Origin of the sequence: Pseudomonas sp. TWI628 (assembly GCF_039673865.1) — a bacterium.
GTDB lineage: Bacteria > Pseudomonadota > Gammaproteobacteria > Pseudomonadales > Pseudomonadaceae > Aquipseudomonas.
The window spans coordinates 156441-169171 of the sequence record NZ_JBDJMM010000010.1 but is presented as its reverse complement, the minus strand read 5'-3'; the positions used below and the strand labels follow the sequence as shown (position 1 = coordinate 169171).

General features: G+C 65.0%; 13 protein-coding genes. 11 read left to right on the top strand and 2 right to left on the bottom strand.

Going from position 1 to position 12731, the window contains the following annotated elements:
- Positions 1-77: 77 nt before the first annotated feature.
- Positions 78-2525 (bottom strand): acyl-CoA dehydrogenase, encoded by a 2448-nt coding sequence (locus tag ABE528_RS10250; RefSeq protein WP_346652844.1) that lies wholly within the window; start codon positions 2523-2525, stop codon positions 78-80.
- Positions 2526-2694: 169 nt separating this feature from the next.
- Here ABE528_RS10250 and ABE528_RS10245 point away from each other — a divergent pair, with 169 nt between their 5' ends.
- The 3 genes from ABE528_RS10245 to ABE528_RS10235 all read left to right on the top strand — a co-directional run bounded on the left by ABE528_RS10245 (position 2695) and on the right by ABE528_RS10235 (position 5171).
- On the top strand, positions 2695-3318 hold the full coding sequence (locus ABE528_RS10245; RefSeq protein WP_152959128.1) for a glutathione S-transferase: 624 nt from the start codon (positions 2695-2697) through the stop codon (positions 3316-3318).
- Positions 3319-3462: 144 nt separating this feature from the next.
- Positions 3463-4395, top strand: coding sequence for an ABC transporter ATP-binding protein (locus ABE528_RS10240; protein WP_152959129.1), 933 nt, complete (start codon positions 3463-3465; stop codon positions 4393-4395).
- A complete protein-coding gene (locus tag ABE528_RS10235) occupies positions 4392-5171 on the top strand; it encodes an ABC transporter permease (protein ID WP_110638318.1) in 780 nt (259 codons plus the stop codon). The genes ABE528_RS10240 and ABE528_RS10235 overlap by 4 nt, the downstream gene beginning before the upstream one ends.
- Here the strand turns inward: ABE528_RS10235 and ABE528_RS10230 are convergent.
- Positions 5055-5681: a DUF2062 domain-containing protein gene (locus ABE528_RS10230; protein ID WP_346652843.1), complete on the bottom strand. Its 627-nt coding sequence runs from the start codon at positions 5679-5681 to the stop codon at positions 5055-5057. The two genes, ABE528_RS10235 and ABE528_RS10230, sit on opposite strands and share 117 nt — an antisense overlap.
- A 142-nt stretch (positions 5682-5823) precedes the next feature.
- On the opposite strand from ABE528_RS10230, the gene ABE528_RS10225 reads away from it, so the two are divergent.
- From ABE528_RS10225 to murB, 8 genes are all read left to right on the top strand, one after another.
- A complete protein-coding gene (locus ABE528_RS10225; RefSeq protein WP_346652842.1) occupies positions 5824-8040 on the top strand; it encodes a DNA internalization-related competence protein ComEC/Rec2 in 2217 nt (738 codons plus the stop codon).
- A gap of 77 nt (positions 8041-8117) precedes the next feature.
- Positions 8118-8753, top strand: a complete 636-nt coding sequence (locus ABE528_RS10220) for a MotA/TolQ/ExbB proton channel family protein (protein WP_346652841.1) — start codon at positions 8118-8120, stop codon at positions 8751-8753.
- Entirely contained in the window at positions 8750-9184 is a 435-nt protein-coding gene (locus ABE528_RS10215) for a biopolymer transporter ExbD (protein WP_085675533.1), read from the top strand. The genes ABE528_RS10220 and ABE528_RS10215 overlap by 4 nt, the downstream gene beginning before the upstream one ends.
- Positions 9184-10185, top strand: coding sequence for a tetraacyldisaccharide 4'-kinase (lpxK, locus tag ABE528_RS10210; RefSeq protein WP_346652840.1), 1002 nt, complete (start codon positions 9184-9186; stop codon positions 10183-10185). The genes ABE528_RS10215 and lpxK overlap by 1 nt, the downstream gene beginning before the upstream one ends.
- 43 nt (positions 10186-10228) lie before the next feature.
- Positions 10229-10414 (top strand): Trm112 family protein, encoded by a 186-nt coding sequence (locus tag ABE528_RS10205; protein WP_003247142.1) that lies wholly within the window; start codon positions 10229-10231, stop codon positions 10412-10414.
- A complete protein-coding gene (gene kdsB, locus ABE528_RS10200; protein ID WP_152959134.1) occupies positions 10411-11175 on the top strand; it encodes a 3-deoxy-manno-octulosonate cytidylyltransferase in 765 nt (254 codons plus the stop codon). Before ABE528_RS10205 ends, kdsB begins: the two co-directional genes overlap by 4 nt.
- A complete protein-coding gene (locus ABE528_RS10195) occupies positions 11175-11639 on the top strand; it encodes a low molecular weight protein-tyrosine-phosphatase (RefSeq protein ID WP_346652839.1) in 465 nt (154 codons plus the stop codon). Before kdsB ends, ABE528_RS10195 begins: the two co-directional genes overlap by 1 nt.
- Positions 11636-12655, top strand: a complete 1020-nt coding sequence (murB, locus tag ABE528_RS10190; RefSeq protein ID WP_346652838.1) for a UDP-N-acetylmuramate dehydrogenase — start codon at positions 11636-11638, stop codon at positions 12653-12655. Before ABE528_RS10195 ends, murB begins: the two co-directional genes overlap by 4 nt.
- Positions 12656-12731: the final 76 nt, after the last annotated feature.

Here is a 12731-nt window from a genome sequence, read left to right as displayed (position 1 = left end):
GGGGTGTTTGGGTGTGGTTTTTGGGGGGGGGTTTTTTTGGGGGGTTGGTCCCCCCCCCCCCCCCCCCCCCCCACGCCTCAGCGGACCTTGCCTTGTTCCGGCAGTAACTGCGCCTTGTCGAAGGCATCCACATCGATCACTTTGCGTCGAGCCTGTTCCGCTGCCTGCAGCCGCTGCCCTTCGCCAGGTTGCAATGCACCGGCGTCAACAGCTGCATCGATCACCGGCTGCCCAGGTGCCGGCCGCACCTTGCCTTCCTTGATTGCCTGATGCAGCGCCTTGTGTAGCGGCGCCGCTTCATCCAGCAAGTCGCAGGCCCGTTGCAGCGCCGCCACCGGGTCACCGTCAGCCTGTGGCCTGAAGCAGCCGGCGAGTAGCTCTTCCAGTGCAGGATCGCCTTTGCTGCGGCCGATCAATGCCGCCACCTCGGCATCCAGTTCATCACTCGGCCCGGTATGGCGGCGGCCAAAGGGGAATACCAATACGCGCAGGGCGCAGCCGACAAAGCGGTTGGGGAAGTTGTCCAGCAGCCGGTCCAGGGCCTTTTCCGCCTGACCCAGGCTTTCTTCCATGGCCCAGCGCAGCAAGGGCTGCATGTGTTCCGGTGAGCCGAGGTCGTGATAGCGCTTGAGCGCGGCGCTGGCCAGGTACAGGTAGCTCAGCACGTCACCCAGGCGTGCGCTCAGGCGTTCGCGGCGTTTGAGCGCGCCACCCAGCAGCATCATCGACAGGTCGGCCAGCAGCGCAAAAGCGGATGCCTGGCGGTTGAGGGCGCGGAAGTAGCCTTGGCTCAAGGCATCGCCCGGCACGCTTTCCAGGCGCCCCAGCCCCAGGTTGAATACCAGCGTGCTGGCTGCGTTGCCGGCAGCGAACATGATGTGCTTCATCAGCAAGTCGTCGAATTCGCGCAGCGCCTGGTCATGGTCTTCCCGCCCGGCCAGGGCCATTTCCTTGAGTACGAACGGGTGGCAGCGGATGGCGCCCTGGCCGAAGATCATCAGGTTGCGCGACAGGATGTTGGCACCTTCCACAGTGATGAAGATCGGCGCGCCTTGCCAGTTGCGCCCCAGGTAATTGTTCGGGCCCATGATGATGCCCTTGCCGCCGTGCACGTCCATGGCGTGCTGGATGCACTCGCGGCCGCGTTCGGTGAGGTGGTACTTGAGGATCGCCGACAGTACCGAGGGTTTTTCGCCCAGGTCCACGGCCTTGGCAGTCAGCAGGCGCGCGCTGTCCATCAGCCAGGCGTTGCCGCCGATGCGTGCCAGCGATTCCTGAATGCCTTCGAAGGCTGCCAGCGGCACGTTGAACTGTTCGCGGATATTGGCGTATTGGCCGGTGACCAGGCTGGTGTACTTGGCGGCGCCAGTGCCCACGGCGGGCAGGGAGATCGAGCGGCCGACCGACAGGCAGTTCATCAGCATCATCCAGCCTTTGCCGAGCATGGCCTGGCCGCCGATCAGGAAACTCAACGGCACGAACACGTCCTTGCCGCTGTTGGGGCCGTTCATGAACGCGGCGCCCAGGGGGAGGTGACGCTTGCCGATCTCCACGCCGGGGGTATCGGTGGGGATCAGGGCCAGGCTGATGCCCAGCTCTTCCTCTTCGCCCAGCAGGTGGTCCGGGTCGTAGGCCTTGAATGCCAGGCCCAGCAGGGTGGCGACCGGGCCGAGGGTGATGTAGCGCTTTTCCCAATTCAGGCGCAGGCCGATGACTTCTTCGCCTTGCCATTGGCCCTTGCAGACCACCCCGGTGTCGGGCATGGCGCCGGCATCGGAGCCGGCCAGCGGACCGGTGAGGGCGAAGCAGGGGATTTCCTCGCCACGCGCCAGGCGCGGCAGGTAGTGGTTGCGTTGTTCGTCGGTGCCGTAGTGCAGCAACAGCTCGGCCGGGCCCAGGGAGTTGGGCACCATCACGGTGGAGGCCAGGTCGCCGCTGCGGGTGGCGAGTTTCATCGCTACCTGGGAGTGGGCGTAGGCGGAGAAGCCTTTGCCGCCGTATTCCTTGGGGATGATCAGGGCGAAGAAGCCGTTCTGCTTGATATGCGCCCAGGCTTCGGGCGGCAGGTCGAGGTCCTGGCCGATCTGCCAGTCGCTGACCATGGCGCACAGCGCTTCTGTCGGCCCATCGATGAAAGCCTGTTCCTCCTCGGTCAGCTTCGGTGCCGGATAGCTGAGCAGGGTGCGCCAGTCGGGGCGGCCGCTGAACAGCTCGCCATCCCACCACACGGTGCCGGCGTCGATAGCTTCACGCTCGGTCTGTGACATCGGCGGCAGGGTGCGCTGGAACCAGTTGAACACCGGGGCGGTGAACACCTTGCGCCGCCACTCCGGTAGCGCCACCAGGGCGATTTTAAGCGCCAGCATGATCCAGATCAGGGTCAGCAGCCAGCCGGGGGCGTGGCTGAAAATGCCCATCAGCAGCACATAGGCCGCCATGATGCCGAGAATCTGCAAGGGCGCCAGACGTCGGTGCGTGAGGTACGCCGCGCCGATGACCAGCACTACCAACCACAACAGCAACATAATCGGTCCTCCTTGGAACCAGGGCTTGAGCCGTCCCAGACAGCTTAGACGCAACGCTGTGAACGGCAGGATCAGAACAGTGACAGGGTGTGGCGGCGGGAGTTTCAGTTCATTGTTTGCTTGTGCCGGGAGTAGACTGTCCCACCTCCGCATTCATAAGGACGTTGCCATGCTGAAGATCTGGGGCCGCAAGAATTCGAGCAATGTGCGCAAGGCGCTGTGGGTCGCCCATGAACTGGGCCTGGATTTCGAGTCGATCGACGCCGGCGGCGCCTTCGGCGTGGTCAATGAGCCGCACTACCGCGCCCGCAACCCCAACGGCCTGGTACCGATGCTCGAAGACGGTGACCTGACGCTCTGGGAGTCCAACACCATCGTCCGCTACCTGTGCGCCGAATACGGCGCGGAGCAGGGCTGGTACCTGGAAGACCCACGCCAGCGCGCCCTGGCCGACAAGTGGATGGACTGGGCCACTTCGTCCTTCGCCGGCCCGTTCCGCCCCCTGTTCTGGGGCCTGCTGCGCACCCCGGAAGACCAGCGCGACTGGGTGGCAATCAACGCCGCACACAAGCAATGTGCCCAGTTGCTGGCCATCGCCGATGAAACCTTGGCCAAACAACCGTACCTGTCCGGTGACCAGATCGGCATGGGCGACATCCCACTGGGTAGCTTCGTCTACGCCTGGTTCGAACTGCCCATCGAGCGCCCGGCCATGCGCCACCTGGAAGCCTGGTATGAGCGCCTCAAGGCCCGCCCGGCTTATCAGGCTGCGGTGATGACCGCGCTGACCTGATCGAACACCACGGCTGTTTCGATAGTCACTATCAATACACATGACTGTACTTGTGCGGCCTGGCCTTGCACCATGGCCGCACTCACTGCGCCAGTGATCTGCCCTGGCGTGTCCTGAACCTAATTTTTCGGTAAGTGACCCGCTATGAGTTCCGCCCTGTCCATCCGACAGCTGACCAAGACCTACGGCAACGGCTTCCAGGCCCTCAAGGGCATCGACCTTGATGTCGCCGAAGGCGACTTTTTCGCCTTGCTCGGCCCCAATGGCGCCGGCAAGTCCACCACCATCGGCATCCTCTCGACCCTGGTCAACAAGACCAGCGGCACGGTCAACGTGTTCGGCCACGACCTGGACCGTGAGCCCTCGGCGCTCAAGCGCTGCCTGGGTGTGGTGCCGCAGGAGTTCAACTTCAACCAGTTCGAGAAGTGCTTCGACATCGTCGTGACCCAGGCAGGCTACTACGGCATTCCGGCCAAGGTCGCCAAGGAGCGCGCCGAGCAGTACCTGACCCAGCTGGGCTTGTGGGACAAGCGCGACGTGCCTTCGCGTTCGCTGTCCGGTGGCATGAAGCGCCGCCTGATGATTGCCCGCGCGTTGATCCACGAGCCGCGCTTGCTGATCCTCGACGAGCCCACCGCGGGCGTGGACATCGAGCTGCGCCGTTCGATGTGGAGCTTCCTCACCGAGCTCAACCAGAAGGGCATCACCATCATCCTCACCACCCACTACCTGGAGGAGGCTGAGCAGCTGTGCCGTAACATCGGCATCATCGACCACGGCACCATCGTCGAGAACACCAGCATGCGCCAGTTGCTGGGCAAGCTGCATGTCGAGACCTTCGTCCTCGACCTCAAGCAGGACCTGGCTGCGGCGCCGTTGTTGCAGGGCTACCCGTGCCGGCTGCTGACCCCGCATACGCTGGAAGTGCAGGTTGAGAAAGACATCGGCATCACCGCACTGTTCGGCCAGCTGGCGCTGCAGAACATCGAGGTGCAGAGCCTGCGCAACAAGACCAACCGACTCGAGGAGCTGTTCGTGTCCCTGGTGGAAAAAAACCTGTCGAAGGTGGCCGTATGAGTGTGGAACTGCGCACCAACTGGGTCGCCCTGCAGACCATTGTCTACCGCGAAGTGCGGCGCTTCCTGCGCATCTGGCCGCAGACCCTGCTGCCGCCGGCGATCACCATGGTCCTGTACTTCGTGATCTTCGGTAACCTGATCGGTCGGCAGATCGGCGACATGGGCGGCTTCACCTACATGCAGTACATCGTGCCGGGGCTGATCATGATGTCGGTGATCACCAACTCCTATGGCAACGTGGTGTCGAGCTTCTTCGGCAGCAAGTTCCAGCGCTCGATCGAAGAGCTGATGGTGTCGCCGGTGTCGCCGCACACCATTCTGGTCGGCTATGTGCTGGGCGGCGTGCTGCGTGGTCTGGCGGTGGGCGTGATCGTGACCATCCTGTCGATGTTCTTCACCGACCTGCAGGTGCATCACCTGGGCGTGACGGTCATCGTGGTGCTGCTGACCGCGACCATCTTCTCGTTGCTGGGCTTCGTCAACGCGGTGTTCGCGCGCAACTTCGACGATATCTCGATCATCCCGACCTTCGTGCTGACGCCGCTGACCTACCTGGGCGGGGTGTTCTACTCGATCAACCTGCTGCCGCCGTTCTGGCAGACCGTGTCGCTGGCCAACCCGGTGCTGCACATGGTCAACTCGTTCCGCTACGGCATCCTAGGGGTGTCGGACATCAGTATTGGTACGGCGATCACCTTCATGCTGGTGGCCACTGCGGTGCTCTACGTGCTGTGCGTGCGCCTGCTGGTCAGCGGCCGCGGCATGCGCGCCTGACACCCGTTGCTTGCGCCGGCGCCACTGCCGGCCAATCCACCAGCGCCAGTACAGCAGGGTGGCGAAGTAGGCGACCACGCCGAGCACCACCCCGCACACCACCGAGCCCAGCAGAAACGGCTGCCACAGCGTGGCCAGCTGGTCGGTGATCCATTCGAAGGTCAGTTCGTCGGGCAGGGAGCGCGGCGGGATCTGCATCAGCCAGGCGCCGGTCATGTAGGTGACGAAGAACACCGGTGGCATGGTCAGCGGGTTGGTCAGCCACACCAGGCTGACGGCGATCGGCAGGTTGCCGCGCACCGGAATCGCCAGCGCCGCAGCCAGCAGCATCTGCATGGGAATGGGGATCAACGCCGCGAACAGGCCCACACCCATGGCCCGCGCCACCGAGTGGCGGTTGAGGTGCCAGAGGTTCGGGTCATGCAGCAGCTTGCCGAAAAAGCGTAAGGACTTGTGTTCCCGAATGCTGGTCGGATCCGGCATGTAGCGTTTGAAAAGTCGGCGCGGCATGTAGGCTCCCGGAGCGTTGATCGGGGCAGTATGCCTCGATTCGCGTTCAGCCTCGTTTAGAGTTTGTGACAATTGTTGAGCGGGCAATGCCGGCTTTTCGTCTAAGCCTCAGTAAGCGATTGTGCTTCTGGAGCTCTACCTCATGCGCACAGGGATGTTTGCGCTCGCGCTCGGGCTGTTGTGCCTGGGCTTTCTCCCCGCGTTGCCGTCGGTCGGGTGGCTTTTACTGCTGTTGCTGGGTGGTCTGGCCTGCCTGTTCACCAGGCTGCGGCCGCTGGGCTGTTTTCTGTTGGGGCTGTGCTGGGCGTGTTGGTCGGCCCAGCAGGCGCTGGACGACCGCCTGGCAGCGGGCGTGGATGGCCGCACGCTATGGTTGGAAGGCCAGGTTGTCGGGTTGCCGACACGTACCGCACAGGGCGTACGCTTCGAGCTGGCACAGCCGCATTCGCGCCGCGCCGAGCTGCCTCGGCGCCTGCTACTGAGCTGGTTCGAAGGCCCGGCCATACGGGCCGGCGAGCATTGGCGCGTGGCGGTGACCTTGCAGCGCCCGGCTGGGCTGCTGAACCCGCATGGCCCGGATCGCGAGGCGCAGCTGCTGGCCCGGCGCATCGGCGCCACGGGCACGGTCAAGGCGGGGCAGCGGGTGCACGCAGTGGCACCGGGGTGGCGGGATGCACTGCGCGAGCGCCTGCTGAAGGTCGATGCCCAGGGGCAGGAAGCGGCATTGGTCGCCTTGGTGCTCGGCGACGGAGCGGGCTTGGCCCGCGAACAATGGCAGGCGTTGCAGGCGACCGGCACGGTGCATTTGCTGGTGATTTCCGGTCAGCACATCGGCCTGGTCGCGGGCTTGCTGTATGCCTTGGTCGCGAGCCTGGCGCGTTGGGGGGGCTGGCCACGTGGGTGGCCGTGGTTGCCCTGGGCGTGCGGCCTGGCGCTGGCTGCGGCGCTGGGCTACGGCTGGCTGGCCGGTGCGGGCGTGCCGGTGCAGCGTGCCTGCCTGATGCTGGCGGTGGTGCTGCTGTGGCGCCTGCGCTTTCGCCAACTGGGGGCGGTATTTCCGCTGCTGTTGGCGTTGATCCTGGTGTTGCTGGTCGAACCCCTGGCCGCGCTGCTCCCCGGCTTCTGGCTGTCGTTCGCGGCGGTGGCGATCCTCATCTACAGCTTTGCTGCACGGCTTGGCGGCTGGCGCCCCTGGCAGGCATGGACGCGGGCCCAGTGGGTGATCGCTGTTGGCCTGCTGCCGGTGCTGTTGGCGACGGGGTTGCCGGTCAGCCTGAGTGCGCCTGTGGCAAATGTGCTGGCGGTGCCCTGGGTCAGCCTGGCGGTGTTGCCACTGGCATTGCTCGGTACGCTGTTGTTGCCGCTGGCGGGCATTGGCGAGGGGTTGCTGTGGGTTGCGGGTGGCTTGCTGGAAATACTGTTTCGACTGCTTACCCTGATGGCGCAATGGCAGCCGGTATGGACTCCGCCAGCTCTGCCAGTGTTGGCCTGGTTACTGGTTTGTATTGGGGCTCTGCTGCTGCTGTTGCCTCGTGGTGTGCCGTTGCGTGGCCTTGGTGGGGTCATGCTGCTGGCCCTTTGGCTGCCGCGAGATTCGGTACCGCATGGGCAGGTCGAGGTGTGGCAGCTGGACGTTGGCCAAGGCTTGGCGATGCTGTTGCGCACGCGGCACCACACCCTGCTGTACGACGCCGGGCCGGCCAAGGGCGAAAACGACCTGGGGGAACGGGTGGTGCTGCCGACCCTGCGCAAGCTGGGGGTGGACCGCCTGGACCTGATGCTGATCAGCCACGCCCATGCCGACCATGCGGGGGGCGCTGCGGCCATCCAGGCAGGCTTGCCGGTCAAGCGGGCGATTGGCGGTGAAGCGCTGGATGACGTGCAGTTGCAACCTTGTGCCAGTGGCGAGCAATGGACCTGGGATGGCGTGCATTTTTCGCTATGGCGCTGGGTGGACGGGCAAAGCAGTAACGACCGTTCCTGCGTGCTGATGGTCGAGGCACAAGGCGAGCGGATGTTGCTGGCGGGGGATATGGAGGCCGGCGCTGAGCGGGCTTGGCTGGCGGATACCGAAACGCCCGCTATCGATTGGCTGCAGGCGCCGCACCATGGCAGCCGTACATCGTCCACCGAGGCCTTCATCCGCGCCACGGCACCGCGTGGGGTGCTGATTTCGCGGGGGCGCAACAACAGCTTCGGGCATCCGCATGCTCAAGTGGTCGAGCGGTATGGGCGGCATGGGGTAGTGGTGCATGACACGGCGGTGGATGGGGCTTTGCGCTTGGTTTTGGGCGGGCAAGGTGAAGTTGAAGGTGTGCGCCGGCAGCGACGTTTCTGGCGTGATGCAGGCTGCGGTTGATTTCCCTGACCTCCGGCAGATGAGCCCCTTGCGCTCCTGTGTTAGAGTGGCGGCCTTTTTCCAGAGGGGCGTTTACTGTGTGGGAATTGGTCAAGTCCGGTGGTTGGATGATGCTGCCGATCATTCTGAGCTCCATCGCCGCCATGGCTATCGTCGTCGAGCGCCTGTGGACCCTGCGCGCCAGCCGCGTCACCCCGCCGCACCTGCTGGGCCAGGTGTGGATGTGGATCAAGGACAAGCAACTCACCAGTGACAAGCTCAAGGCCCTGCGCGCCGACTCACCGCTGGGCGAAATCCTCGCGGCGGGCCTGGCCAACTCGCGCCATGGCCGCGAGATCATGAAAGAGTGCATCGAAGAAGCCGCCTCGCGCGTCATCCACGAACTCGAGCGCTACATCAGCGCCCTCGGCACCATCGCGGCCATGGCGCCGCTGCTCGGCCTGCTGGGCACCGTGCTGGGCATGATCGATATCTTCAGCGCCTTCATGGGCTCGCAGATGACCGCCAACGCCGCTGTGCTGGCCGGTGGTATCTCCAAGGCCCTGGTCACCACTGCGGCCGGCCTGATGGTCGGTATCCCGGCAGTGTTCTTCCACCGCTTCCTGCTGCGCCGCATCGATGAGCTGGTGGTGGGCATGGAGCAGGAGGCGATCAAGCTGGTGGAAGTGATCCAGGGCGACCGCGAAGTGGAAGTGGCCGGAGGCAAGGCGTGAAGTTCCGGCGTAATCGCCAGCGGGAGAACGTCGACATCAACCTCGCATCGCTGATCGATGTGGTGTTCGTCCTGCTGCTGTTCTTCGTGGTCACCACCACCTTCACCCGCGAGACCCAGTTGCGTGTCGAGCTGCCCGAAGCGGCCAGCGCCGAGCAAGCGCCAGCGGACCAGGGCAAGCTGGTGGAAGTGACCATCAGCGCCGATGGCGTGTATTCGGTGAACAACCACCTGCTGCCCAAGAGCGACCTGGCGACCCTGACCGAGGCCATCGAGCGTGAGTCCGGCGGCGACAACAAGCTACCGCTGGCCATCAGCGCCGACGGCAAGACCCCGCACCAGGCCGTGATCACCGCAATGGATGCTGCCGGCAAGCTCGGTTTCAGCCACCTGCGCATGACCACCGTCGAGGCCGCCCAGGGGACCCCTTGATGGCGCTCGCCGACCGCTTGCTTGCCGCCTGGTACGCCGGGCATCCGGCCTTGGCGCTGCTGCGTCCGCTCGAAGCGCTGTACCGGCGCGTGGTGACCCGCAAGCGTGCGCGTTTTCTCAGTGGTGAAAGTGCCAGCTATCGGGCGCCGGTGCCTGTCATCGTGGTGGGTAACATCACGGTGGGCGGCACCGGCAAGACGCCGATGATCCTCTGGCTGATCGAACATTGCCGCCGCCAGGGCCTCAAGGTCGGTGTGGTCAGCCGTGGCTACGGTGCCAAGCCGCCGCAATACCCCTGGCGGGTAGAGGCGAGCCAGCCAGCCGAACAGGCCGGTGACGAACCCTTGCTGATCGTCCAGCGCACCGGCGTGCCGCTGATGATCGACCCTGACCGCTGCGCCGCAGTACAGGCGCTGCTGGCCAGCGAGCCACTGGACCTGATCCTGTGTGACGATGGCATGCAGCACTACCGCCTGGCCCGTGACCTTGAACTGGTGCTGATCGATGCTGCCCGTGGGCTGGGCAATGGCCGTTGCCTGCCGGCCGGGCCGCTGCGCGAGCCTGCCGAGCGCCTGCAGGAAGCTGACGCCGTGCTGTTCAACGGCGCCAGTGAAGACTGCGCCGAGGGTTTTGCGTTCCGCCTGCAGCCATCCGCCCTGGTCAACCTGCGCAGCGGTAAGCGCCGCGAGCTCGATCATTTTCCGGCAGGCCAGCGCCTGCACGCGGTGGCCGGCATCGGCAACCCGCAACGTTTCTTCAATACTCTGCTGGGGCTAAACTGGCAGCCGGTGCCGCATCCCTTTGCCGACCATGCGCAGTTCAGCGCCCAAAGCCTGGCGTTCAGCCCGCCGTTGCCGCTGGTCATGACCGAGAAGGATGCGGTGAAATGCCGTGCCTTCGCTGCCGATGACTGGTGGTACCTGGCTGTCGAGGCACAGCCCACGCCGGCCTTCGGCGCCTGGTTCGACAGCCAGCTGCAGCGCTTGCTGCGCAAGCCCTGAGCCCTTCTTCAACTTCCGGCCATCCGGCCTCAAGGACGCTTCCATGGACACCAAACTGCTCGATATCCTGGCCTGCCCGATCACCAAGGGCCCGCTCAAGCTCAGCGCCGACAAGACCGAGCTGATCAGCAAGGGCGCGGGCCTTGCCTACCCGATCCGCGACGGCATCCCGGTGATGCTGGAAAGCGAGGCGCGTACCCTGACCGACGATGAGCGTCTGGACAAATGAGCGTGAATTTCACCGTGGTCATTCCTGCCCGGCTGCGCTCCACGCGCTTGCCGGGCAAGCCATTGCTGCCAATCGCCGGCAAGCCGATGGTCCAGCACGTCTGGGAGCAGGCGCGCAAGAGCGGCGCCTGCCGCGTGGTCATCGCCACCGATGACGCCAGCATCCTCGAAGCCTGCCAGGCCTTCGGCGCTGAAGTGCTGATGACCCGCGCCGACCATGAGTCGGGCACCGACCGCCTGGCCGAAGTGGCCGCGCACCTCGGCCTGCCAGCCGATGCCATCGTGGTCAACGTGCAGGGTGACGAGCCGCTGATCCCGCCCGTGATCATCGACCAGGTGGCTGCCAACCTGGCCGCTCACCCGGAAGCCGGCATCGCCACCCTGGCCGAGCCGATCCATGAGCCGGAAACGGTGTTCAACCCCAATGCCGTCAAGGTGGTCAGCGACAAGAACGGCCTGGCCCTGACGTTCAGCCGCGCGCCGCTGCCATGGGCCCGCGATGTCTTTGCCAAGGACCGCAGCGTGCTGCCGGAAGGCGTGCCGTATCGCCGCCACATCGGTATGTACGCCTACCGCGTCGGTTTCCTGCAGGACTTCGTCAGCTGGGGCCCGTGCTGGCTCGAGCAGACCGAGGCCCTGGAGCAGCTGCGTGCGCTGTGGCATGGCGTGCGTATCCACGTCGAAGACGCCATCGAGGCGCCAGCCGTGGGCGTCGATACCCCTGAAGACCTGGAGCGCGTACGGCGCTTGCTGGAGGCCTGATGCGCGTCCTGTTCGTCTGCCTCGGCAATATCTGCCGCTCGCCCACCGCCGAAGGCGTGCTGCGCCATCAGTTGCAGGTGGCTGGCTTGGCTGAGCAGGTGCATGTGGCGTCTGCCGGTACCGGTGACTGGCATGTCGGCAAGGCCCCTGACAGCCGCACCTGCAAGGCTGCGCTGGCGCGAGGTTATGACTTGTCGCAGCAACGTGCCCAGCAGGTCAAGGCGGCGCATTTCGCTGAGTACGACCTGATCCTGGCCATGGATGAGAGCAACCTCGGTCACCTGCGAGCCATGCGCCCGCACAACGCCGCTGGCGAGCTCGACCTGTTCCTGCGCCGCTACGGTGCGGCCCTGGACGAAGTGCCGGACCCTTACTATGGCGGCGCCGAAGGCTTCGAGCAGGTGCTCGACCTGATCGAGGCTGCGTGCCGCGAGCTGGTCGTGGAAATCAAGGGGCGGCTATGACAGCGGTTTGGCAGGAACAGGTTTCGCTGAAGGCCTACAACACCTTCGGCATTGATGTAAAAGCCCGCTATTTCACCCAGGCGCACTGCGATGACGAAGTGCGCGAGACGCTGGCCCAGGCGCGTCAGCGTGAGTTGGCGGTGCAGGTGATCGGTGGTGGTAGCAACCTGCTGCTGACCCGCGATATCGATGCCGTGGTATTGCACATGGCCAGCCGTGGTCGACGCGTGCTGAGCGACGACGGCGAGCGGGTGGTGGTCGAAGCGGAAGCCGGCGAACCCTGGCACCCGTTCGTGCAATGGTCGTTGACGCAAGGCTATTGTGGCCTGGAGAACCTCAGCCTGATCCCAGGCACCGTGGGTGCTGCGCCGATGCAGAACGTCGGCGCCTATGGCGTGGAGATCAAGGATGTGTTCGCCGGGTTGACCGCGCTGGATCGTGATACCGGTGAGCTGCGTGACTTCGACCTCCCTGCGTGCGCTTTTGGCTACCGCGACAGCGTGTTCAAGCGCAACCCGGGGCGCTGGTTGATCCTGCGCGTGCGCTTTGCCTTGAGCCATAGTTTGCAGGCCCACCTGGATTACGGGCCTGTGCGCCAGCGTCTGGTGGAGCAGGGCGTCGAGCAACCGACTGCGCAGGCGATCAGTGACGCCATTTGCAGCATTCGTCGCGAGAAATTGCCGGACCCGGCCGAGCTGGGCAATGCCGGGAGCTTCTTCAAGAACCCGGTGGTGTCGGCAGAGCGGGTGGAGTGCATCCGTGCCCAGTATCCAGGTGTGGTCGCCTATCCCCAGGCTGACGGCCAGGTGAAGCTGGCCGCAGGCTGGCTGATCGAACAGGCGGGCTGGAAAGGCTACCGCGAGGGCGATGCCGGTGTGCATCGGATGCAGTCGTTGGTACTGGTCAATTATGGCCAGGCGAGCGGGGCGCAGGTGCATGCGCTGGCGCAGCGGATTCAGGCGGATATCCTGGAGCGGTTCGGGGTGGTGCTGGAGATGGAGCCCAACCTCTACTGATTGTTCTGCCTGTGTTGGCCTCCCCGCAGGTAAGCAGATAGCCAAGAAAAAGCCCCGCCAGTTCGCACTGGCGGGG

Excerpts from the sequence above, each read along its gene's own strand:
- ABE528_RS10250 (WP_346652844.1), bottom strand. The coding sequence starts at position 2,525 with ATGTTGCTGTTGTGGTTGGTAGTGCTGGTCATCGGCGCGGCGTACCTC.
- ABE528_RS10245 (WP_152959128.1), top strand. The coding sequence starts at position 2,695 with ATGCTGAAGATCTGGGGCCGCAAGAATTCGAGCAATGTGCGCAAGGCG.
- ABE528_RS10240 (WP_152959129.1), top strand. The coding sequence starts at position 3,463 with ATGAGTTCCGCCCTGTCCATCCGACAGCTGACCAAGACCTACGGCAAC.
- ABE528_RS10235 (WP_110638318.1), top strand. The coding sequence starts at position 4,392 with ATGAGTGTGGAACTGCGCACCAACTGGGTCGCCCTGCAGACCATTGTC.
- ABE528_RS10230 (WP_346652843.1), bottom strand. The coding sequence starts at position 5,681 with ATGCCGCGCCGACTTTTCAAACGCTACATGCCGGATCCGACCAGCATT.
- ABE528_RS10225 (WP_346652842.1), top strand. The coding sequence starts at position 5,824 with ATGCGCACAGGGATGTTTGCGCTCGCGCTCGGGCTGTTGTGCCTGGGC.
- lpxK (WP_346652840.1), top strand. The coding sequence starts at position 9,184 with ATGGCGCTCGCCGACCGCTTGCTTGCCGCCTGGTACGCCGGGCATCCG.
- ABE528_RS10205 (WP_003247142.1), top strand. The coding sequence starts at position 10,229 with ATGGACACCAAACTGCTCGATATCCTGGCCTGCCCGATCACCAAGGGC.
- kdsB (WP_152959134.1), top strand. The coding sequence starts at position 10,411 with ATGAGCGTGAATTTCACCGTGGTCATTCCTGCCCGGCTGCGCTCCACG.
- ABE528_RS10195 (WP_346652839.1), top strand. The coding sequence starts at position 11,175 with ATGCGCGTCCTGTTCGTCTGCCTCGGCAATATCTGCCGCTCGCCCACC.
- murB (WP_346652838.1), top strand. The coding sequence starts at position 11,636 with ATGACAGCGGTTTGGCAGGAACAGGTTTCGCTGAAGGCCTACAACACC.